Origin of the sequence: Cohnella abietis, assembly GCF_004295585.1 — a bacterium.
Classification (GTDB): Bacteria; Bacillota; Bacilli; order Paenibacillales; family Paenibacillaceae; genus Cohnella; species Cohnella abietis.
In genome coordinates this window covers 1,392,473-1,414,215 of record NZ_AP019400.1, presented here as the reverse complement: position 1 = coordinate 1,414,215, position 21,743 = coordinate 1,392,473, and the positions used below count along the sequence as shown (strand labels likewise).

Sequence of the window (21,743 nt, the reverse complement as noted above, 5' to 3'; positions counted from 1 at the left end):
TTCCTCCGTTCGCGCTTTCGCCTGCTCTCCCTATTTTAACCCAGTTTAGCTTGAGACAAAAATCATTGATTATGTAAAAATCCCAAAACCGACGTATTGACGTCAGCTCTGGGATTTTGCTTGTTACTTTTGCTTAGGCTTTATTACTTAGGCTTTATTGCTTTGTCAGCCGCACATCATCGATATGCAGCGTCGTGCCGCCTGGAGAATCCACATAGAAGCCAATATCAATCTGACCATTCGTCACAAAAATATTACTAATACTAATATACTTCCATACCCCGTCGTTGGAGATGTTGTAATACTGCGCGCTGCCGCCATAGCTGCTAATTTCAGCCCTCGCAACCGTCGGGTTCGTATTCTTCATCCGCACCCACGCCTCGAACTTGTAATTGGCGTTATTAACGGGAACCGCAACAGTCTGGTGAATACTCTGCTGATAGGCAGTGCCTAACCAAAAATAAGACCGTTTATCCTGCGTCCATGGCGACTCTGGCGGGTTGGAGCCTGAGCCACTGTCCACACCATAAGCTAGCGTCTGCCCTGCTGGATGCCATTCTGTCCAGTTGCTATTATATGCCCCATCTCGATCGAAATCTGAATTGTCTAGTAGATTAGTTTCCGATTCTGGTGTACCCGGAGTCGAAGCAGCTACCAGCAGCCGATCCAAATTCACATTCCCGCTGTTCCCGGAATCGTATTTGAACGCTACCGTATTGACTCCAGTACTTAGAGTAACCGTCTTCGTAACGTCTTGCCAGACGTTCCAATTCGTACCCGGGCTTGTCATACTTATTGCCCCGGCACTTGTCCCGTTTACGTAAGCGGTCAAGGTTCTCGTTGCATTATTACCATTCGCATACCGCAGTGCTAGCGTATAGCTACCAGCCGAAGGAGCCGTAACCGTAAACTCGGTTTGCGCGTTCAACGCCGACATCGATGCTACGAATGCATCACCCGAGTAGAACCAATGATCCTTGTTAATGGATGCACCACCCGTAAGCTTCGCGCTTTCTGCCTCGTATTTAGCTACAGCTGGTGCAAACGGAACTTTAATAAAGTCTAGATTCACATTCCCAGTATCTCCAGCGTCAGCATAGTACTTATAAGAGACACTGTTACGTCCCGCTTCCAGCGGAATCGTCTCTGTCTGTGTCGCCCATGTGTTCCAATTTGCTTGGTTAGCAAGTGTTGTTTGTTTGACTCGTTTGCCGTTAACGAAAATACTAAGCAGCTTGGAGGAGCCCGATGCATTGGCGTACTTTAGATCAACCGGGTAGTCACCGCCCACTGCTACACTAGGATAGAAGGTTACTGCTGCTCCATTGTTATTAAAACCTTCCACAAAGCCGCTACCCTCATATCCCGTATGATTTGTATTAACCGAGGCTTTCGTTGCATTCGTGTTGCCAGACAACGAAGCTTCCTCTGCTTCATACTGAAATGCAGTAGCCGTCACAGAAGCCGTTCCACTAATGACAACGTTTCTTGCTGTGCCACTGCCCGCCAATACCTTTACATAAGTCACATCTCCATAGATATCCTTGCCCTTAGCCCAACCCTCACCACCAGCAGCCTTCAGCGCATTGAGCGAAGCATAAGAGGACGCACTAGAACCAGCAATCGTCACACCTGATCCGGCCTTGCCATGAATAGCTGCCAAATAATACATAACAGGCGCCGAATAGGTACCACTCTTTGCACCTACACCAAAGCTAATACCACTGCCTCCATTGTCCTGAGTCGTCAATATTTGCTTAAAGTACCCTGTCCCCTCGTAATTGTAAGTCGTGCCATCATCGTCGTAATAGTTAAAGCTAGACTGAGCCGTATCAGGGAACACATCGACCCCGATCGTAGAAATTGCGCTCTGGCTCGCATAATCAAGCACCTTCTGCGTTGGTATAATTGCTCCTTTCTTCACGAATAAGGGGATATCGCTCCAAGTATTCGCATTAACTGGATAGCTAATTGTCGTCCCTCCACTGTATGTCGTGCCACGGAAATAATCGATCCAAGTGCCGCTCGGCAAGTATATGGATTTGCTTGTCTGTTGCTTATCGACAACAGGAGCGGCTAGCAGCCAATCTCCAAACATCCAAGCGTCGAGGTAGTTTCTAGCACTACTATCCGTTGGATTATCGAGCATAAGAGGACGAATGAGACCAATCCCCGTCTCATACGCACTCCTTTCATAGGAATACATATACGGAATAAGAGAATAACGCAGCTGAATTGCCGATTTTGCCGACTCCTCCGCTGTATTACCATAGTACCAAGGCTGTCTCTGTTGATGGTTATTACCGTGAACACGGAATACCGGAGTAAAGGCGCTGAATTGAATCCATCTGGAGTACAGCTCAGGAGAAGGATTATTTATTGTCCCATCCTGCTGGTTAAATCCACCGGTATCCATCCCCCACTTAGGCTGACCCAAGTTAACAGAAGACAGCATAACGGCACGCTGCTCCTTCATACCGGCTGCCCAATTGATTTTATCCCCCTTGCTCCACTGACTCCCGATATCTCCCGACCATAACGTAGTCGCGTACCGCTGCGCCCCTGGGTAGAATGTCCGAGCCGTCTGCCAGACACGATTCGTCGATGAATAGGATCGTTGCCCTTCATACATCGCTTGGGAGAAATGAGTTGTCGTAAAGTTACCAAACCACAGCGTCGTCCCGCCTGCTGATACTTTATCTGTCTCATCATTCCACCAGCCCGCAATTCCTTTATCGAAAGCATCCTTGGAATGGTTCCAGTACCATGTGCGTTCTGCGGAATTGTAGGGGTCGATGCTACGTACCTTCACTGGGATAAAATAGTCCGTGTACGCAGAATGGCCGGGGTACCAATAACCGCCCGTATTCGCGTCCACATACTGTGTTGTATTGTGGCCCGGTGTATCCTCCGTCACGATACGTGGCTTTGTTATACCAATCATCTTTACACCTTTGCCATCCATTGCTGTCTTCAGTGCTGTCGTCGAAGCGCTAGGAAAATTCGACGTATTCCAGGCGAACTCTCCATAGTTGTCCTGACCGTATTTTTTCCAGTCATAGTCGAGTCCAACACTATCTAGTGGAATATTCTTCGCCCTATAGGTGTCTATGCTGTTGGTCAGCTCTGTCTCGTTCGTATCCCATTCAAAATTAGAAAAGCCCAGCGACCATTTCGGGAGCATGGGAGATTTCCCTGTAATTTCTGCATAAGATGCTAGAATTTCTTTGGGACTTCCAAGCATAATGTAATACTCCATATCGTCCTTCGTATACCTACGGCCTTCCGTCGGAGTCCCACCGTAATAAAACTCCATTTTCCCAGAGGCTGCTTCTGTGAAAGGATAACCGCCATCGCTATCGACCAGAATGCCATAACCAGCAGTCGACCATATGAAAGGTCCTCCTGCATCACCTTGCTCACCCGCATGGGCACCATGGCTATTGTCATTCCGCAGAAGATCTCCTCCATCCTCGAATGCATTATAGCTCCTAATTCCATAGAGATTATCTGAAGTACCGCGAATGAATCGTACGCCGTCGTAATAGATACCGCCCCCAGAAGGCTCATAGAAAAGCAGCGTTCCATTAGCCTTCTTTACAGTTACACGAGCAGGCGTTTTGGCTATTTCAATCCTCATATCCGCTGTCGTTATCGTGATGGGACTAGTCGCCGTGTTAATCGTAGCACCGACCGCGCTCCATGTTTTATTTGGATCAATCATCGGCGTATCGTTGCTAGCAGCTACAGAATTCGGTCGGTAATCCACCTTAGCCACACTGCTGCTAAGCACTTTGATCTCCAGAAGATCGTCATTCGGTTCTGCCCCGTTGTCTATCGTAAGTGTAAGTGTGTCTCCAGACACACTGCTGCTAAGAACGTTACCCAAAGCGCCAGCATACGCATAAGTCCGAGACGGGCCCATTGGCAGTAATCCTAATGCGAGCATTGCGACAAGTACAAGCATGAAAAAACGTTTATTAAGCAAGCCACGATATGCAATCATAAATCTTCCACCTCTCATTAGATTTGCTAGGGAAAGAAAGAGCGGAAATACAAATTCTGTATCCCGCTCTTCCCCTGCTCAAGCCTTTCTACCAACGAATGCCAACGTTATCGAGGTTGATACCCGTAGAATTGCCGGAATCGTACTGCACTTTAATCGTATTGAGCCCTGCATTTAAGGACGTAGACAATGTAGCCGTGTTCCACGTATCCCAGTTAGCAGTGGCGGACAAGCTGAGATCGGATACCTTCGTGCCATTTTTGTAAATAGCCCGCGATCCTGCTCCGCCCCCAGCACTGTAACGAACGTCGATGGAATACGTACCAGCAGACGGCGCGTAAACCTGAAGCTCCACGTAATCGCCAACTGTCTCGAATCCATCAACGAAGCCAGTTCCCAAGTATCCGGTATGGTTCGTATTCGTAGATACAGCGTTCAAGGTGCCGAATTCTGCTTCGTATGCGTTCTTGTCTACCCCGTTAAGAACGACCGAGCGAGCCGATACGCCCGAACTGATCTTCACGTAAGCAAGCTTGGCGGCAGAATCGTAATACCAGCCTTGGGAAGCGCTGCTCAAGCTGCTGGCACTAAAGTATTCAGTTAACCCCGTGCCATCCTTCGTTACTGAGGTCGGCTTGCTTGTCAGCACCTGAATCGTGCTAGCAACGGTAAGCGCAGGCACAGATACGGTTACTTTGTCCAGATTATACTGCTCAGTTGAAGTAATTGTGCGCGTAGTTGATCCATCGTACCAGCTGTACGAGGTCGTTCCTTGCGGGAAAATACGGAAGGACAAATTCGTATAGTTGGTCAAATCGTTGCCGATCGTTCCACCTACTGTATAAGTGCCGTTAAGGTTCATAGGCAGAATGGCACCCGCTTTAACTAGAACAGGAATGTCATCTACGCCCGCATAATAGCTGATTGTCCGATTGCCTGGATGCATCGCACCCCACCAGAAATCAACCCATTCCCCAGCAGGAAGGTATATGCTCTTGTTCGTTTCACCTTGGTTCACGATTGGTGCAACTAGTAAGCTATCTCCGAGCATGTACTGCTCCGTCAGTCCATAAGTGCTCGTATCGCCAGGATACTCAACGACCATCGCCCTCATAAGCGGAATACCCGTGTCACTTGTCTTTTTGGCTTCACTGTATAGATAAGGCAATAAGTTCATACGTGTGTTAATCACTTTCCGAGAAGTAGACAGCACGGTGGAATCCCCAGTCCGCGAAGCAGCATTCCAAGGAGAACGTTCCTCACTTGGGCTTGGATCCGATTTCTCAGAGTGGAATTGCATGATCGGCGAGAATGCTGCCATCTCAATCGACCGCTTGTACAACTCCGCTGAAGGAAAAGTATCCCCCGTGAACCCCGCCAAATCCCAGCTCCAGAAGGGAACGCCGGATATACTAGAGGTCAGACCCGCATGCATCGCATCGCGGAAAGCACTAAAGGTCGACTCCTGATCGCCCGCCCAGAAAATCTGGCTCTTCTGTGCGCCGCTTGTGCCGGAACGGCTGAAGGAAACGGAATCCGCCTTCTTCAAATGAGCATAGTCATTATAGGCCGCCACATAATCGTTCGGGTATTGGTTACGCATTTCGTCACCCTTCTTGCCGTTATTGAAGGTGAGCCAGCGCCCCCATACCATCTCTCCGCCATCTGTCTTGAATCCATCAATACCAACACCATCGAACAAATACGCACGTTTGGACATCCACCAGTTTTTAGCATTTGTACTCGTAAAATCAAGCAATAAGCTATTCTCGAACCAGGTGCCTGCTGGCAGACGATACTGTCCACTATTGCCGTCACCAACCGCATAGCCTTGAGAAATCATATACGACTCATCATTGTCCTTCTGTGTGTACGCATAGTTTGTATATTTCTGAATTGGAACCTGCCACATGACAAGCTTCATCCCGGCATTGTGAATGTCAGTCGCCATTTGCGCGGGGTTGGGCCATTTCGTTCCGAACGTGAAGTCACTGTAGCTGAATGCAGCACTTCCCGTCTTAGGCGTATAAGTTGCATCGTTGAAAATATAAAATGTGTTTTCATCACTCCACTGCTCAAGCACGACGGCAGTTGCAGCGATATTATTCGTACTTGCGTTGCTAAGGGCTGTCGTTACTTCGGATTGCCGATCCCATTCATTAGCGGACATCCATAAACCGAACGCCCACTTGGGCAGCATTGTCGGCTTGGAGGTAAGGTCCGAATAATTCGATATGACGTCCTTAACATCGCTTCCATACACAAAATAGTAATCCAGCATAGAGGTCGAGCCTCCACCCGTATTAACGGTGAAGTTGTACATATCGCTACGTTCAGTTGCCAGCTTAAACTTCGAGTAATAGGTTGAATTGACGTACACTCCATAGCCGTTCGTATTCACGAAAAACGGAATAGACATATACGTCTTGCTGCCTTGATTTTTGTACTGGTTATACACATAGGTGTCTACGTCATAACCTCGCTTCTGAAAATTGTTGTAGTGCTCTCCGAACCCGTAAAACTGCTCAGAGGTCGGAGAGTATAGATTATTCTGAACCTTGTCTATGATATTGCTGCCGTCAGTTAGCCAAGCCATATTTCGATTAACCGCACTATCGTACTCCCTAGCGATTAACGTCGTGCCATCCGGCTTATAGACGCTCATCTTATAAGGGCTTTTGTCGATGCGTATTTTCAAGGCAGTCGTGCTAATCAAGTAATAGGTCGTGTTATCGGTAAAAGTATAGTTGCTTAGCCCTGTAGCCAGCGTAGCCGTTCCTTTGGGAGATAATTGTACCCGGAATACGTCATCTGCCTGAAAAGCAATATTGATTTTCGGAGACATTGTCCCAGTATTCGGGCTCGCGTTTAGAACAATATGATTAGTAGCATTCGTGTAGCTATTAATGCTTGCTACCGACTCCCAGCCTGTAACGGTAAATGTAAACGGTCCAATCGTTTTTTCATTGGCCCCACTCTTGTTCGCATGCACCGTATAGGAGATGGTGTCGCCCTTGCTAAAGCTACCCAGATTAACTTCCCAGTAGCTGTTGTTGCCGCTATTGTATTTCCAAGCGCCATTTACGACTGATTGCGCAACTCCATTCTTCGTCCAGGTAATCCAAGTGGCTTGTCCCGCTTCAATCGGCCAAGTCGTTAATTTCACAGTTACCGTGTCACCGGCGACTGGATCTCTAGGATAACGTTCAGTCTGCTGTACCTCGTACAAGTCATCTGTTCCGTAGGGTGCATGATAAACTCCGTCGATCGCGAACACGCTGGCCGGTAAAGCGATGAGCATAGCCAAGGCAAGCAGAAGCACAGTCATCCATCTTGATTTCCAGCGAAATTTCATTACGGTATTCCCCTCTCATTAGGCTATTTTGAAATACGATAAGGCTTGTCCACTTGCATGATTTTTGTAGAAATACTTATTCACCCCACATCGCTACTGTTGCTTGCTGACTTCCCGAATCGAGTTTCGTCACATATCGCATCCCTCCCTTCAGACTTAGTACCTCTCAATAGATTCGATTCGAACCACCCCCTCTCCACATAGTGTTCATTGTATGCGGGTAAGTAGAATCTCGAATGCGCTATTCTCGGGTGTCTGAGCCCCAAATCAGAACGGATTATCGGGACCTAAGAGGACGACAAAAACAGCGTCACCTCAATAAAGGGAATGCGCTGAACACTTGTACGACAGGCCACACTGTCTATATGTCAATTAAACGATCTAGGCCATCATTCTGGCTTCGTTGCTTTAATGATTTGTTAAGTCCCAAGGCAGCAATGATAGCCCGCCTTGAGACCCTGTTACCTCCAACTACTCATTCACTTTACGAGAAATTTTCTCCAACGGCTGCGCATTTCCATAGAATGGAGCAACGCCCCGTTCGTCTGCCGCCCAGTTCACCGCGTTCGCTATGACCCTGACAACAGGCTCCCGATAATAGGTCGGGTACGTTTCATGACCTGGGCGGAAGTAGAAAATCTTCCCCAGCCCCCGACTATAGGTCACTCCACTGCGAAATACCTCGCCACCTTCAAACCAGCTAACTAGAACAAGCTCGTCCGGGTCGGGTATGTCGAAAAATTCACCGTACATTTCCTCCTGCTCCAGCTCGAAATACTCCGGTAACCCAGCTGCTATCGGGTGGGTCGGCTTAACGACCCAAAGGCGCTCCTTCTCGTCTGCTTCTCGCCATTTGAGCGCACAGGATGTACCCATTAACCTCTTGAAGATTTTGGAGTAATGCCCCGAGTGAAGCACGATTAAGCCCATCCCATTCAGCACACGATCCTGCACCCGCTGAACGATGGCATCATCAACCTCATCATGAGCTTGATGCCCCCACCAAATGAGCACATCAGTACTGTTCAACACTTCCTCAGTGAGACCATGCTGGGGTTCATCTAGTGTTGCTGTACCAATAGTGAAACCATAGGCGGATAGTCCGCTTCGCAATGCCTCATGTATGCCCTCAGGGTAAACGCTCGTTACCTGTGGATTATTGCGCTCATGACGGAACTCGTTCCATACAGTCACTCTGATGCTCATCCTGTCACCTCAACTCTGTCAGAAGTTACTCCAACGTCCGCTACCTTAACTGCTTTTTTACTCAAATGGGCTTGCTCAATCGCCTCTAACGCTCGTTGGTTCAAATACCCATCTCTCAATGTTGCCGTTTCTTCCCTCACAGTTCCTCGCAACAAATCTATGAAATCCTGCAGCTGCTTCAGTCGATATTCATCAGGCACGTTAATTTCTTCCCTTACCTGATTCCCTTCTTCATCCGGATGCACCCATTTCAACGTATCCCCATATTCCCACCCCATCTGAAGTGAGCCGGTATCTCCAAATACGGAAATCTCAAACTGGTTTTGACTCCCATAAGCGTTGCGTGAGGTTTGAAACACCGCAGGTATTCCCTGCTCGAGTACCGCAACGAAAGCAGCAAAATCATCAATGTCCACTTGGACTGGATTACCTGTTACGGGATCCTCCCGCTCTGTAATCAACGAGCTCATTAGCGAGGATATTTCAATCGGCTCTCCGATCAGAAAACGAGCAGCATCTACCATATGTGAGCCCAGATCGCCCAAAGCTCCTGATCCAGTGATGGAACGATCCAATCGCCAATTCATTTTCGTATCAAACAACGGACCTCCCCACTGCTGCAAGTATTGGAAGAACACATGCCGAACCTGACCAATTTTGCCACTCCTAATCATTTCCCTTGCCATTCGAAACGATGGAGTATAGCGATAGGAAAAGCCAACCATACAGGTCGTATTATTCGCCTCCGAAAGCTCTAACAAAGCCTTAGCCTCTTCATATGTTCTAGTAAAAGGCTTCTCCGTCATAATCGGCATGTCGTGAATCAAACAAAGACGAATGATTTCATAATGGACATTATTCGGGGTAATGGATAACACAGCATCAATCTCAGCATTTTTAATTAAATCCTCGGGGTCCGAATAGCGCGAGCCCTCATCAATACCTAGCTTAGTTCCCCATTCCGCTACTTTAACGCTATCCCGATCACAGATGGCGGTTATAGCCGCACCTGATATTTGCTCGACTTGTTCTGCGTGAACGGAAGCCATGCCTCCGAGCCCTATTAACCCTAGACGTATTTCCTTCATAATGAATTCCCCCGGATACCACCTTGCTGGCGGTTATTTAATTCCTGTCATCGTCATTCCTTTAATGAAGTAACGCTGAGCAAATAAATAAACTGCGAAAATCGGTAAGAAGCTGATGACGTTACCCGCCATGAGGAGGTTCCATTCCGTCGACCATTTTCCTTGTAGCTTACTAAGACCAAGAGGCAAAGTCATAAGCTCCTTGCTATTCGTTGCGATCAGTGGCCACAGGAAGCTATTCCACGAGCTCATGAAGGCGAAAATAGTTAATGCGGCAAGCGTCGGCTTAATGAGAGGCATGATGATGCTACCGAATACCCGGTAATAAGAAGCTCCATCTATGAACGCCGCCTCCAGAAGCTCATTTGGTATTGTCATAATATTTTGACGTAGTAGGAACGTCCCGTATGCACTGAATATCCCCGGCAAAATTAAGCCTGCATACGTATCGATGAGATTCGTTTGAGAGAATAAAATAAAGAGCGGCACTAACGTCACTTGAGCCGGAATCATCATCGTCGTGAGGAATACTACGAAAATAGCTTGGCGGCCCTTAAACGTGATTTTGGCGAACACATAGGCAGCCATTGCACAAATAAGTAGCTGTAGAACTGTTGTCACAATTGCAATAACAACACTATTGAACAGGAATCGATATAAGGGAAAGAACTTCTCGATCTGAATGAAATTATCAAAATTCCATTGGGATGGAAGAAGCTGTGGCGGCATTTTAACGACTTCAAGACTATCCTTAAAGCCACCAGAAAGCATCCATAGAAACGGGAAAATAAGCGTAATTGAAGCCACTATAAGAAATAGATGAGTAAGGGCGTTCTTGATTAACGAGCCTCTATCTTTCATAGACGACCCACCTCCTCTGGAGCCATTGCATAACCATAGTCACAGAGAAGATAATGACGAACAGCACCCATGACTGCGCCGCGGCAAAACCCATTTTGTTAAATTGAAAAGCATTTCTATACACCTGCTCAACAATAGTGCTAGTAGCTCCCGCTGGTCCCCCATTCGTCATAATAAGTACCTGATCGAATACCTGGAACGAATTAATAAGCGAGATGGTGATGATAAAGAACAAGGTCGGCGACAGCAAAGGTATCGTAATTTTAATTAGCTTGCTCCAGGCTGAGGCTCCATCCAGATTCGCTGCTTCATAATAGTCTTCCGATATGTCCTGCAAGCCAGCAAGCAAAATAATAGAGACGAATCCAATATCTTTCCATATCGTTACCGCAATAATGGCCACCATCGCCCAATGGTCATCCTGTAGCCAAATCGGACCCTCAATTCCGATCTTAGAGAGCGCGTAGTTAATCAATCCACTCTGCCCATTCAGCAGCCAACGCCATACAATAGATACCGCTACCCAAGAGGTAATTACAGGTACGAATATCGCAGCTCGATAAAGCTTGATGGCACGAATGTTTCTATTTAATAGTACCGCGAACATAATACCGAGCAATGTAATGACAGGCATATATCCAATGAGGAAAATAAACACGTTTTTAATAGAGGTGTAAGACTTCTCATTGCTAAAAACCTCTACATAATTCGTCCAGCCGATAAAATGAATCTGAGTCCATTTACTAAGCAAATCCCAATCAGAGAAGCTGATGAATATCGAAGATATCATTGGCAGCAGTTGAAACGCTATCAGCCCCAGCACGGCAGGGAGCAAGAAAACGAAAGCTGCCGTTCGTCGATTCCACTTGCGTTGTCCAACCATTCGCATGTTCCTTTCTCTAAGACGTGGACGTGGAGCTTAAGCCGAGCGATCAACACTATATACTTAATTTCGACAACGCTATAAAATAGGGAGACGGGATCGCTGTACACGAATACATGATCCCATCTCTCCATAGCCCGCATGCCAGAACCGATTTATGCCTCCGACCAAGAGCGCGGTTCCGACATCGGCATTGTTAAGCTGGATAAATCAAGAGGGGTTTAGGTTATTTGCTTAGTAAAGCTTCGACGCTCTTCTGGGCGTTATCAAGTGCCTTCTGAGCGGTAATCCGTCCGAGCTTCGCTTTATCCAGCTGCTCTACTACAGCGGTCTGAAGCTCTCCCCACTTCTCCGGTTTAGGACCAACAGGAGGAAGGACTAGCGAATCCAGTGCTTCGATAACAACCTTCTTGGATTCAGGTGGTGTTTGTTTGTAATAGGCATCCATTACCGCGTCATCAGCAACAGCTGGTACACTCCAGCCTGCGGCGATCCGCTTACTAACCGAATCTGGATCACTAGTGAAGAATTTCAAGAATCTCCATACTGCATCTGATTGCTTCGTATTTTTCGATGCGACAAGACCATCAGCGAAGAAATGATGAGCCTTCTGAGTATTGCCTGGCTCTAACGCAATGTCCCATTTGAAAGGCGCATCCTTAAATCTGCCGAAGTTCCAGATTCCGAACCGTACCATCGCAATTTTACCAGCTAAAAATGCATTCAAGTCGGCGTCCGGTTGATTAAAGGTATCATCGTTCAGCGCTGGTGATACTTTATATTTACTAGCTTTATCGATCATCCATTGCAATGCTTCCACGTTGGCAGGGCTGTTTACCGTAGGGTTGCCGCTTGCGTCAAACACGCCGCCCCCATTTTGCACAATTGTCTTATAGAACTCATAGAACTGAATCGGAGCATAAGTCCCCCATACGCCCGCTTTAGGATCGGTCAGCTTCTGAGCCGCTTCCAGCTCTTCCTTCCAAGTCCAAGACGCATCCGGATATTTCATTTGCTTTGCATCGAACAGATCTTTGTTGTAATACAGAACAACGTCTGAGAAGCTTTCGGTCACACCCATTTGCTTACCATTGTAGTTAAAAGCGTCATAAGCTAGCTTCTTATAAATGGCTGGGTTAAACGAAGTGTCTGCCGCGATAATTGGGGACAAATCGAGTAGAAGATCTTTAGCAGCATATTTTCTGAAGTTCTCATAGCCAACCTCGTAAATATCAGGCTCGCTACCACTCGCTAATAATGTAGTAAGCTTCGTATCATAATCTGCGTATGGCACAACCTCGTAATCTACAGTTACATCTTGATTTTTCGCTTGGAATGCTTCTACCATCGCCTTTAATGTTTCTTCCTGCCCGTTAGCCGTATATGTCAGTAATTTGATTGTGACCGGCTTTGCGGAAGGGGATGGCGAATCCGATTCTGATGCTGTTGGTGACGGGGATGGCGATGGCTCTGGTGACTTCGTTGCTGATGGAGAGCTTTCTACTTTGTTATTGTTGTTTGACCCACATGCACTAATAATGATCATAATAGCTACTAGCAATATAGCCCCGCTTTTTCTCAACAATTGAACCCACTCCTTATTAATGATGAGCACCTTTTCTTTCTAAATACAGCCACTATGCGCCACCCTTCATGCTTAAGCCCAATCACCCCCTATAAGTAATGTACCTTTTGAAAATATTCACCCCACATACCGTTATGACAGCTTGCGTACGGTATCTCGATTTACGAGAGTAAGTGGCATGATCGTCGGTTCCTGCGGTAGTCCTCCATCCGGATTATGAATCGCCGATAGTAACCTATCCGCAGCAGTAATTCCTCTGTTAATCGTGTCCTGCATAATCGTCGTCAAGGGCGGTGTGCACATACGGGCAATCGTTATGTCGTCAAATCCAATAACCGATACGTCCTGAGGCACTACCTTGCCCTCATCTCTTAATCCCTGCATGACACCCATTGCCATGAGATCACTTGTCGCGAACACGGCTGTTATTTCTGGATACTTCGCTACAATTAGCTTGGCAGCCTCCTGCCCAAATTCGTAAGTGACAGAGTGCTCAAAAACATGATCAGGATGATAAAATAACCCCGCTTCCTTCAGTGCCCTTTTGTAACCAAGAAACCGTTTCTCCACAACGCCGTCCTTCCGAATCATTCCCGTAACTAGCGCAATATTCGTATGACCGTTGTCGATAAAATGCTTCGTTGCCAAATAGCCACCCAGCTCGTCGTCGATGCCTACTACATGAAAGTGGCTGTCATACACATAGCTGTCGATTAGCACTATTGGCATTCTCGCTTTTTTCAAATCCTCATAGAAGCTCTCCTGATAAATTCCCATAATGATCGCACCGTCGAGGTTCCGCTGCATTGAGGTATCGAGGTAACCCTCTCCTTTCTCAACACCAGATAGAATCATATGGTAACCAGATTGTCGAAGCCGGGCTTCAATGCCACAAATCAGCTCGGAGTAAAATGGGTTTTGCAGCAGCAGCTGCTTGTGCTCCTCCGTCTGAGGAATGACAACACCTATTAGCTTCGATTTGTTATTGGCTAAGCTTCGTGCTGAGAAATCAGGAATGTAATTAAGCTCTTCTGCTGCGCGTCGTACCCTCAAGATCGTATCCGGCGATACTTTGCCCTCCCGCCCGTTAAGCACGTAGGACACCGCTGCGGTGGAAACCCCCGCTCTTTCTGACACGTCTCGAATCGTAATGCGTTTCATCTTCGTCACCTGCTTCAAGTATTGGTCGTTAGTTGTGTAAATGATATGTGGAGGTTTTGTTTAAGCGTTTAACCTATAAACGGATTATATGATGGAAATAAAGCGATTACAATACCATTTTAAAAGATATTTGGAGGTTATTTAATTTAACCGGTTAACTATTATTGGTAGTGCTCGGGTTGGTGCTGCACGTTGTGGGGGATTTATTGGAGGGATGGGCTACGGCGGGTGGGGATATAGGTTTGTTGGTGGGGGGATTGGCTTCAGGGCAGGCGTTGTACGATTTTTTCTAGTAACTAGGGTTTGGGAGAGCATGTTTGTGGGATGTTGTACGATTTTTTCGAGCAACAGGGCTATGACGGGACACGATTGGCTGGTGTTGTACGATTTTTTCTAGTAACTAGGCTATGAAGGAGCACGCTTGGGGAGCGTTGTACGATTTTTTCTAGTAACTAGGGTTTGGGAGAGCACGTTTGTTGGATGTTGTACGATTTTTTCTAGTAACTAGTCTATGAAGGAGCACGCTTGGAGAGCGTTGTACGATTTTTTCGAGCAACGGGTCTCGGATGGGGCACGATTGGCAGGTGTTGTACGATTTTTTCTAGTAACTGGGCTTTGGGAGAACACGTTTGTGGGGTGTTGTACGATTTTTTCGAGCAACGGGTCTCGGATGGGGCACGATTGGCAGGTGTTGTACGATTTTTTCTAGTAACTGGGCTTTGGGAGAACACGTTTGTGGGGTGTTGTACGATTTTTTCGAGCAACAGTTCCGGGATTGGTTAGTAGTGGGGGGCACACAATTTGTATCGATTATTCCACTTATTATGTCTAAAGCACCTGAACTCGGGTGGGCGCATATCCTGCATTAATCGTCAAATGCCCATGGGCAAAGGAGGAACAAAGATGTCGAAATTAAGGTCGACGGATGCCAAGCCATTATTACGTAAAGCAGCGGCATATCCGAAAGCCAAGCTCTCTTCCCGCCAAATACAAATCACCCAACCAAAACCCAAAGCCGCATCCGGTAAAAATACAAATAAAGCGTCGGCAAAAGGTGAAATTGTACATTTACATCAGAACGAAGAACAAGCGCCTGACCAGATCAGAACTATTCCATGGTGGGTATTCCCAGAAGAACGCGGATTACTCGGAGGCTTGCTGGGCGGTCCTGGAGGGATCGGCGGTGGTCCCGGCGGTGGTTTCTTCCCTGGACCTGGCGGACCCGGCGGGCCGGGCGGTGGCTTCTTCCCTGGGCCTGGCGGACCCGGTGGGCCGGGTGGTGGTTTCTTCCCCGGACCTGGCGGACCTGGAGGTCCGGGAGGCGGTTTCTTCCCTGGGCCTGGCGGGCCTGGTGGTCCGGGAGGTGGCTTCTTCCCTGGACCTGGCGGACCCGGTGGGCCGGGAGGTGGCTTCTTCCCTGGACCTGGTGGTCCTGGCGGTCCGGGAGGTGGCTTCTTCCCCGGACCTGGTGGACCCGGTGGGCCGGGAGGTGGCTTCTTCCCTGGACCTGGCGGTCCGGGAGGTGGCTTCTTCCCTGGACCTGGCGGACCCGGCGGTCCGGGTGGCGGTTTCTTCCCTGGACCTGGCGGTCCCGGTGGGCCAGGGGGCGGTTTCTTCCCTGGACCGGGTGGTCCCGGCGGACCAGGCGGCGGTTTCTTCCCTGGACCTGGCGGTCCCGGCGGTCCGGGAGGCGGTTTCTTCCCTGGACCTGGCGGTCCCGGTGGGCCGGGAGGCGGTTTCTTCCCTGGACCTGGCGGTCCCGGTGGGCCGGGAGGACCTGGTAATTTCCCGATGCCTCCACGACCACACTCTCCAGGGCATGGAGCGCCACCACGGCCGCCACATCCCGGACCTGGACCCGGACCTGGGCCATTTCCGCCACCACGGCCGCCACATCCCGGACCTGGACCCGGGCCTGGACCATTTCCACCTCCACGGCCTCCATTCCCTGGACCTGGACCCGGACCTGGACCATTTCCGCCGCCGCGGCCTCCGTTCCCTGGACCTGGACCGTTTCCAATCCCTATACCGATCCCCATTCCGATTCCGATTCCAGGACCGCAACCAATCCCACCAGCACCTGCTTTCATCACCGTAACAATCAACGGAGGAGCCGCATTTCCAAGAGTCAATTACACGAACTATATTCCCTTTTTCCCAGGGATTACGATTCGCCAAGCTCTCGCATCTACCGGACTTGTTGATTTCGGGCCTATAGGCTTCATCAGTAACGTTGCAGGTATTCCTATCAGCGGAAATACGGAAGTCGCTCTTAGTTACAACGGACGTGTCATTCCTCAAACACTACTAGATGCACCAGCAGATCCGGGAAGTATTGTTGGGTTGAATCTATATTATTCTTCTACAGGAGCGATTCCAATTCCCTTATAACACTCAACTATCCTCGACCTCTCGTTGTACCTTACGTCGCAGCAGAAAAGGAACAGATAACGCTATAGCAAAAACAAACCCTGCTATTAGAAACTCACGCCAGCTTCCCTTAGTTAAGCTAGCGCCGAGGAAATTATAAGCAAAGGTACCGGGAAGTGTTCCAATGAACGTTGCGGGCAGAAAAGCCCGCAACGGCACCCGGGCTACACCTGCCGCATAGCTAACCAAATCAAAGGGAACAAAGGGCGCAATCCTTAACAGAAGCACCATCATAAATCCACGCCTCTCCATCGCCCTTTCTATTTTCGCTAGCCTCGGATCTTCTCTTCCGCGAAAAAATCCCCCTCCTATCTTTCTTGCAACCAAAAAAGATAGTACAGCCCCAGTCACTGCGCCAACTAATGTGTAAAGTATTCCCATCCCCGTCCCAAAAGCCAAACCGCCAGCCATAGACATAACCGAAGCTGGGAACAAAATAAATGGACGAGCGATATACATTCCAATATAAAGCACAGGTGCCAGCCAACCGAACGACAGCACCCATGTACGAATCGTTTCTGGATTCACCTTCAAATATTTGAAATCCAACCAAAGCAATGCCGCGACGATAATGACTGCAGCCGTTATTTTCAAAACCGTTGAACGACGCATGCGGACAAGCCCCTTCCTTTGTTTACCATCTATACCTCAGTATCATACAAGAACTTAAATCTTATAACAAAAGACTAGCCCACAAGTTAAAAAACAACATGTGAGCTAGCCTATTATTTAATCTATTAATGGGATGCTTCATCCTTAAGTGCTTTGAGTCGTTTCATTACATCGTTAGCACCACGTCCGAAGTAATCGTGGAGCTCGCTGTATTCTTGATACAGCTTCTCATAGACCGCCACATTTGCGGGAATTGGCTTAAACGTCTCCTCACGGACTCGTGCCATTGCTTTAGCAGCATCAACAACGTTGTCATAACCGCCTTTGGCACTTCCAGCTGCCACTGCTCCGAACATGGCCGCTCCAATAGCAGGCGTCTGCTTCGAGTCTGCTATTTTTATTTCACGATTTGTGACATCAGCATAGATTTGCATGAGCAAATGGTTACGCTGAGGCAGACCTCCGCATGCATACACCTCATCAACCGGAACTCCATTGTTATGGAACGCATCAATAATTTTACGAGTGCCAAAAGCAGTCGACTCTAGCAAAGTCCGGTATACCTCTTCTGGTTTAGTCAGCAAGCTGTAACCGACAATAACACCAGTCAAGTTAGTATCTACAAGGACTGAACGGTTACCATTCCACCAATCTAGTGCAAGCAAGCCCGTTTCTCCCGGCTTATACGCCCCCGCACGTTCCGTCAGCCATTGATGAACTCCTACGCCATCCGCAGCTGCGGCTTCCTTCACGTATGCGGGCACAGCTTCCTCAACGAACCATTCAAAGATGTCACCTACCGCAGACTGTCCTGCCTCGTAACCTAGATATCCCGGGATAATTCCATCCTCTACAACTCCACACATGCCCTCGACTTCAACTTCCTCCGTACCAAGCAGCATATGGCAGATCGAAGTTCCCATCGCCATCACAAGCTTACCCGGTGTTACGACACCGACAGCTGGAACAGCTGCATGCGCATCAACGTTGCCTACAGCGATAGCCGTACCGGCATTCAATCCAGTTAGCTCAGCCATTGCAGCTGTAAGCTCACCCGATTTTGTACCCAATGGGACAATGTCACCACGCAGCTTCGTTTCTGTAATATTTTCCAGACGAGGGTCCAACGCTTTAAAGAACTCTTTGCTTGGATACCCGTCCTGCTTGTGCCAGATTGACTTATAGCCTGCCGTGCAGCTATTTCTCACAAAATTACCTGTGAGCTGCGAGATTACCCAATCGGCCGCCTCTGTAAACAAATCGGTTGCCTCATAAACATCAGGAGCTTCATTAACAATCTGCCATACTTTAGCGATCATCCATTCGGATGAAATTTTACCGCCGTAACGAGGAAGGAACCTCTCTCCCCGCTCAGCAGCAATCGCATTTAATTGATCAGCCTCATCCTGAGCAGCATGATGCTTCCATAGCTTAACCCAGCCATGAGGATTATCTCTCCATTCCGGCTTCAAGCATAGAGGAACACCTTGCTCATCGACAGGAAGCATCGTACACGCTGTAAAATCAATTCCAAGCCCGATTACATCAGACGGATTAATTCCCGATTGTTTGAGCACTGCAGGAACAGAACAGCGAAGAACCTCTAGGTAATCGTCTGGATGCTGCAAAGCCCAATCGTGCTCCAATGGCTTGCCTGAGGTAGGCAAAATTTCATCTATTACACCATGAGGATAAGGGGTGACGTGATCCGCTACCTCACTACCATTAGACAAATCAACAAGCACCGCCCGCCCAGACTGGGTTCCATAATCCACACCGATCGCATATTTCTGGCTCATAGTAAGCCTCCTAGTTAATTAAATGATCATCTATTTCCGCTCAAAAATTATGCATTAGTGCTTGGAGTCTCCAGGCTGGCCATAATAGGCGTTCGATCCGTGCTTGCGTAAATAATGCTTGTCTAGGAGCACCCGATTCATTGAAGGTATACCCGAATTTAATTGCCGTGTATGATAGGCCATCTTAGCAACTTCTTCAAGCACGACGGCATTATGCAATGCATCCATTGCATCTTTGCCCCATGCAAACGGAGCATGGCTATTCACAAGTACACCTGGAACTCTATCTGGGTTTAAGCCTTCGAATGTTTCAACGATAACCTCGCCTGTTTCCGCTTCATAAGCCCCTCTGATTTCTTCATCGGTCATTGCTCTTGTACACGGAATCGTTCCATAGAAATAATCAGCTTGAGTCGTACCTAGATCCGGAATACCTTGACCCGCTTGAGACCAAATCGTTGCCCATGGAGAATGAGTGTGCACAATGCCCCCGATATTCGGAAAAGAACGATAAAGCACCAGATGAGTCGGAGTATCTGAAGACGGACGCATACCTCCTTCCACAACATCTCCATCTAAATTAACAACAACCATCTGCTCTGGCTTCAGTTCCTCATAAGGTACTCCGCTCGGCTTTATAACCATCAATCCTGACTCCCGATCAAAACCACTTACATTCCCCCAAGTAAATGTCACTAAACCATATTTGGGAAGCTCGGCATTCGCTCGACATACGACTCCCTTAAGTTGTTCCAACAAGTGAAACACTCCTTTGTACATGCAATAACAGCTATTAAAACATGAATATAATTAAATTCTATAGCCACATTATATACTTGTACGTACATGTATGTCGATAAAAAAATTATCTAAACTCCCTCGTAGATTGTCGAATGATTAGCTTTGGAGGATACAGTGATTCTTTACTCGTCGGGGCCTGCCCCTTTTCCAATTGCATAATTAATAAATTCGCTGCTCGTTCCCCCAACGCTGACTTTGGGTGCTCTATCGTCGTTAGCTTAGTTTCTGTAGCTGTCGCTAGGAACGAATCGTCATATCCGATAATGGAGAGATCCTCCGGCACACGCAGCCCAAGCTCCCTAATCGTATCCAACAGGGAGACTGCTAATTGATCGTTGTAGCATACGATTGCCGTAGGCGGCGTATCTGACTGAAGAAGCTCGCGTAGCATTGCTTGGGGACGCTCCCCTTTATCCTCGGTGGAATAACGAACAATAGTGCTTTCCTCAGAAGCAAGGTTGTGTTCCCGGCAAGCACGAATAAATCCCTTCATTCTCCGTACACCTTGATAATCGTCCGTCTTAAAGAAACCAGCAAGCTGCCGGTGCCCAAGCTCAAGCATATAATTCGCGGCCATTAGCCCGCCAGCATCGTCATCCACCCTCACAGACTGGCAGTCCAGATCAGAATAAGTCTCGTTAATCATCAGCATCGGGATTCCATGATCCTCAATAGCAAGATAATTATCGAAATTAGGATTTCCCTCTGCACTTTTCGTTGGCTCTACGATGAGACCACAAACCGAATGACTCAGCATCATTTCTAGGCTTTCACGCTCACGTTCCTTACGATTATCTGTACTGGACAGCAGTAGACGATAGCCCTTATCCTTTAATGCCGATTCAACACCTCGAACAATGGATGGGAAAATATAATCGGAAATCGATGTTGTAATAACGCCTACGGTACGATTACCTGAGGCATTTCGGCGCTCGGCCGATTGCTTGCTGACGAAGGTTCCCTTCCCCTGCTCGCGGGCAATCCAGCCTTCTTGAACGAGCTCCCCAATCGATTGTCTCACCGTCTGACGGCTTAACGAATATTGCTCAGCAAGCTCATTTTCTGATGGCAGCTTATCTCCAGGACGATAACGTCCGCTGGCCAGCCAAGACAGTATTTCTTCCTTAAGCTGCAAATATTTCGGGGATTGGGAATTCATAAATAGTACCTCCATATACAACGCCGCTTCAATGTAAAACCTATTATAGCATAGGGAATTCAACTTGTACGTACCATCTAGGAGATTGTACGGTTAACTGTTATTTGGAATCTAGAAGCACGATGATCTCTTCTAATGAACGCTGCTCCATGCTACTCATAATAAGATCCGCTGCTGAGAAGTCCATCTTGGCTGTAACCAAATTCGGCACAGCTATCCCGAAGAGACCTGCAGCCTTAGCTGCACTAAGCCCATGAAGCGAATCTTCAAAGGCCATCGCTTCATGTGGTTGGACACCAAGCCCCTCTACTACCAGCCTGTACAAAGCCGGATCAGGCTTAACCCGCTCCACATCATTGGAGGTTTTGATCACTTGAAAATACTCTCTAATCCCTTGCTTTGTCAGATGACGCTCAATCCACGCCCGATCTGAGCTTGAAGCTAGACCAATCATTAGCCCCAGTTTTCGTGCTTCCTCCAAACGAGCCAATACACCTGGCAATAATACTAGTTTAGCTATATTGGCTTCATGAGCTTCCAAATATCGCTCCTTCAGCTCTTTACGATTTACCGGGTTCCCTGTTAATCTCTCTAAGTCCGCATAGGGATCAAACGTATTTCCTTGTGTTCCAATGCCAACTGCCCAAGCATCTAAAGCGAACGTATGACCATATTCCGAGTAGATACCGCAATAGGCATCGTAAGCCGATGTTTCCGTATCCATTAGCGTACCGTCAAAATCAAATATGACTGCTTTAATCGTCATTCCCACAAGCACTCCTTATTAGACGAAGCTT

General features: G+C 47.9%; 15 protein-coding genes. 2 read left to right on the top strand and 13 right to left on the bottom strand.

The window, feature by feature from the left end; all coding sequences use genetic code 11:
- Nucleotides 1-154: 154 nt before the first annotated feature.
- From KCTCHS21_RS05645 to KCTCHS21_RS05610, 8 genes are all read right to left on the bottom strand, one after another.
- Nucleotides 155-4,006 (bottom strand): TIM-barrel domain-containing protein, encoded by a 3,852-nt coding sequence (locus tag KCTCHS21_RS05645; RefSeq protein ID WP_130605752.1) that lies wholly within the window; start codon nucleotides 4,004-4,006, stop codon nucleotides 155-157.
- Nucleotides 4,007-4,094: 88 nt separating this feature from the next.
- Entirely contained in the window at nucleotides 4,095-7,361 is a 3,267-nt protein-coding gene (locus tag KCTCHS21_RS05640; RefSeq protein WP_130605750.1) for a TIM-barrel domain-containing protein, read from the bottom strand.
- Between the two features lie 471 nt (nucleotides 7,362-7,832).
- On the bottom strand, nucleotides 7,833-8,567 hold the full coding sequence (locus tag KCTCHS21_RS05635; RefSeq protein ID WP_130605748.1) for a ThuA domain-containing protein: 735 nt from the start codon (nucleotides 8,565-8,567) through the stop codon (nucleotides 7,833-7,835).
- Nucleotides 8,564-9,655, bottom strand: coding sequence for a Gfo/Idh/MocA family protein (locus KCTCHS21_RS05630; protein ID WP_130605746.1), 1,092 nt, complete (start codon nucleotides 9,653-9,655; stop codon nucleotides 8,564-8,566). Before KCTCHS21_RS05630 ends, KCTCHS21_RS05635 begins: the two co-directional genes overlap by 4 nt.
- Before the next feature lie 33 nt (nucleotides 9,656-9,688).
- Entirely contained in the window at nucleotides 9,689-10,516 is an 828-nt protein-coding gene (locus KCTCHS21_RS05625) for a carbohydrate ABC transporter permease (RefSeq protein ID WP_130605744.1), read from the bottom strand.
- Nucleotides 10,506-11,405: a carbohydrate ABC transporter permease gene (locus tag KCTCHS21_RS05620; protein WP_232058095.1), complete on the bottom strand. Its 900-nt coding sequence runs from the start codon at nucleotides 11,403-11,405 to the stop codon at nucleotides 10,506-10,508. The genes KCTCHS21_RS05625 and KCTCHS21_RS05620 overlap by 11 nt, the downstream gene beginning before the upstream one ends.
- 220 nt (nucleotides 11,406-11,625) lie before the next feature.
- Nucleotides 11,626-12,984 carry an ABC transporter substrate-binding protein gene (locus KCTCHS21_RS05615; protein ID WP_130605742.1) on the bottom strand — a complete coding sequence of 453 codons (1,359 nt, stop codon included), beginning with the start codon at nucleotides 12,982-12,984 and terminating at the stop codon, nucleotides 11,626-11,628.
- A gap of 132 nt (nucleotides 12,985-13,116) precedes the next feature.
- Nucleotides 13,117-14,145, bottom strand: a complete 1,029-nt coding sequence (locus KCTCHS21_RS05610; RefSeq protein ID WP_130605740.1) for a LacI family DNA-binding transcriptional regulator — start codon at nucleotides 14,143-14,145, stop codon at nucleotides 13,117-13,119.
- Between the two features lie 164 nt (nucleotides 14,146-14,309).
- Here KCTCHS21_RS05610 and KCTCHS21_RS31910 point away from each other — a divergent pair, with 164 nt between their 5' ends.
- Nucleotides 14,310-14,438 carry a hypothetical protein gene (locus tag KCTCHS21_RS31910; RefSeq protein WP_269472745.1) on the top strand — a complete coding sequence of 43 codons (129 nt, stop codon included), beginning with the start codon at nucleotides 14,310-14,312 and terminating at the stop codon, nucleotides 14,436-14,438.
- Between the two features lie 610 nt (nucleotides 14,439-15,048).
- Nucleotides 15,049-16,536: a hypothetical protein gene (locus tag KCTCHS21_RS31460; RefSeq protein WP_179952662.1), complete on the top strand. Its 1,488-nt coding sequence runs from the start codon at nucleotides 15,049-15,051 to the stop codon at nucleotides 16,534-16,536.
- A gap of 3 nt (nucleotides 16,537-16,539) precedes the next feature.
- On the opposite strand, the gene KCTCHS21_RS05595 is transcribed toward KCTCHS21_RS31460, so the two are convergent.
- From KCTCHS21_RS05595 to KCTCHS21_RS05575, 5 genes are all read right to left on the bottom strand, one after another.
- Nucleotides 16,540-17,187, bottom strand: coding sequence for a TVP38/TMEM64 family protein (locus KCTCHS21_RS05595; RefSeq protein ID WP_130605737.1), 648 nt, complete (start codon nucleotides 17,185-17,187; stop codon nucleotides 16,540-16,542).
- A 125-nt stretch (nucleotides 17,188-17,312) separates the two neighbouring features.
- On the bottom strand, nucleotides 17,313-18,986 hold the full coding sequence (locus KCTCHS21_RS05590) for a ribulokinase (protein WP_130605735.1): 1,674 nt from the start codon (nucleotides 18,984-18,986) through the stop codon (nucleotides 17,313-17,315).
- Nucleotides 18,987-19,040: 54 nt separating this feature from the next.
- Nucleotides 19,041-19,745: an L-ribulose-5-phosphate 4-epimerase gene (araD, locus tag KCTCHS21_RS05585; RefSeq protein WP_130605733.1), complete on the bottom strand. Its 705-nt coding sequence runs from the start codon at nucleotides 19,743-19,745 to the stop codon at nucleotides 19,041-19,043.
- A 106-nt stretch (nucleotides 19,746-19,851) separates the two neighbouring features.
- Entirely contained in the window at nucleotides 19,852-20,946 is a 1,095-nt protein-coding gene (locus KCTCHS21_RS05580) for a GntR family transcriptional regulator (RefSeq protein ID WP_130605731.1), read from the bottom strand.
- A 100-nt stretch (nucleotides 20,947-21,046) separates the two neighbouring features.
- Nucleotides 21,047-21,712 (bottom strand): HAD family hydrolase, encoded by a 666-nt coding sequence (locus KCTCHS21_RS05575; RefSeq protein WP_130605729.1) that lies wholly within the window; start codon nucleotides 21,710-21,712, stop codon nucleotides 21,047-21,049.
- Nucleotides 21,713-21,743: the final 31 nt, after the last annotated feature.

Bases quoted from the DNA above. Each gene is read 5' to 3' on its own strand.
- KCTCHS21_RS05580 (WP_130605731.1), bottom strand. From the start codon at position 20,946: ATGAATTCCCAATCCCCGAAATATTTGCAGCTTAAGGAAGAAATACTG.
- KCTCHS21_RS05620 (WP_232058095.1), bottom strand. From the start codon at position 11,405: ATGCGAATGGTTGGACAACGCAAGTGGAATCGACGAACGGCAGCTTTC.
- KCTCHS21_RS05590 (WP_130605735.1), bottom strand. From the start codon at position 18,986: ATGAGCCAGAAATATGCGATCGGTGTGGATTATGGAACCCAGTCTGGG.
- KCTCHS21_RS05625 (WP_130605744.1), bottom strand. From the start codon at position 10,516: ATGAAAGATAGAGGCTCGTTAATCAAGAACGCCCTTACTCATCTATTT.
- KCTCHS21_RS05640 (WP_130605750.1), bottom strand. From the start codon at position 7,361: ATGAAATTTCGCTGGAAATCAAGATGGATGACTGTGCTTCTGCTTGCC.
- KCTCHS21_RS05575 (WP_130605729.1), bottom strand. From the start codon at position 21,712: ATGACGATTAAAGCAGTCATATTTGATTTTGACGGTACGCTAATGGAT.
- KCTCHS21_RS31460 (WP_179952662.1), top strand. From the start codon at position 15,049: ATGTCGAAATTAAGGTCGACGGATGCCAAGCCATTATTACGTAAAGCA.
- KCTCHS21_RS05610 (WP_130605740.1), bottom strand. From the start codon at position 14,145: ATGAAACGCATTACGATTCGAGACGTGTCAGAAAGAGCGGGGGTTTCC.
- KCTCHS21_RS05645 (WP_130605752.1), bottom strand. From the start codon at position 4,006: ATGATTGCATATCGTGGCTTGCTTAATAAACGTTTTTTCATGCTTGTA.
- KCTCHS21_RS05595 (WP_130605737.1), bottom strand. From the start codon at position 17,187: ATGCGTCGTTCAACGGTTTTGAAAATAACGGCTGCAGTCATTATCGTC.
- KCTCHS21_RS05630 (WP_130605746.1), bottom strand. From the start codon at position 9,655: ATGAAGGAAATACGTCTAGGGTTAATAGGGCTCGGAGGCATGGCTTCC.
- KCTCHS21_RS05635 (WP_130605748.1), bottom strand. From the start codon at position 8,567: ATGAGCATCAGAGTGACTGTATGGAACGAGTTCCGTCATGAGCGCAAT.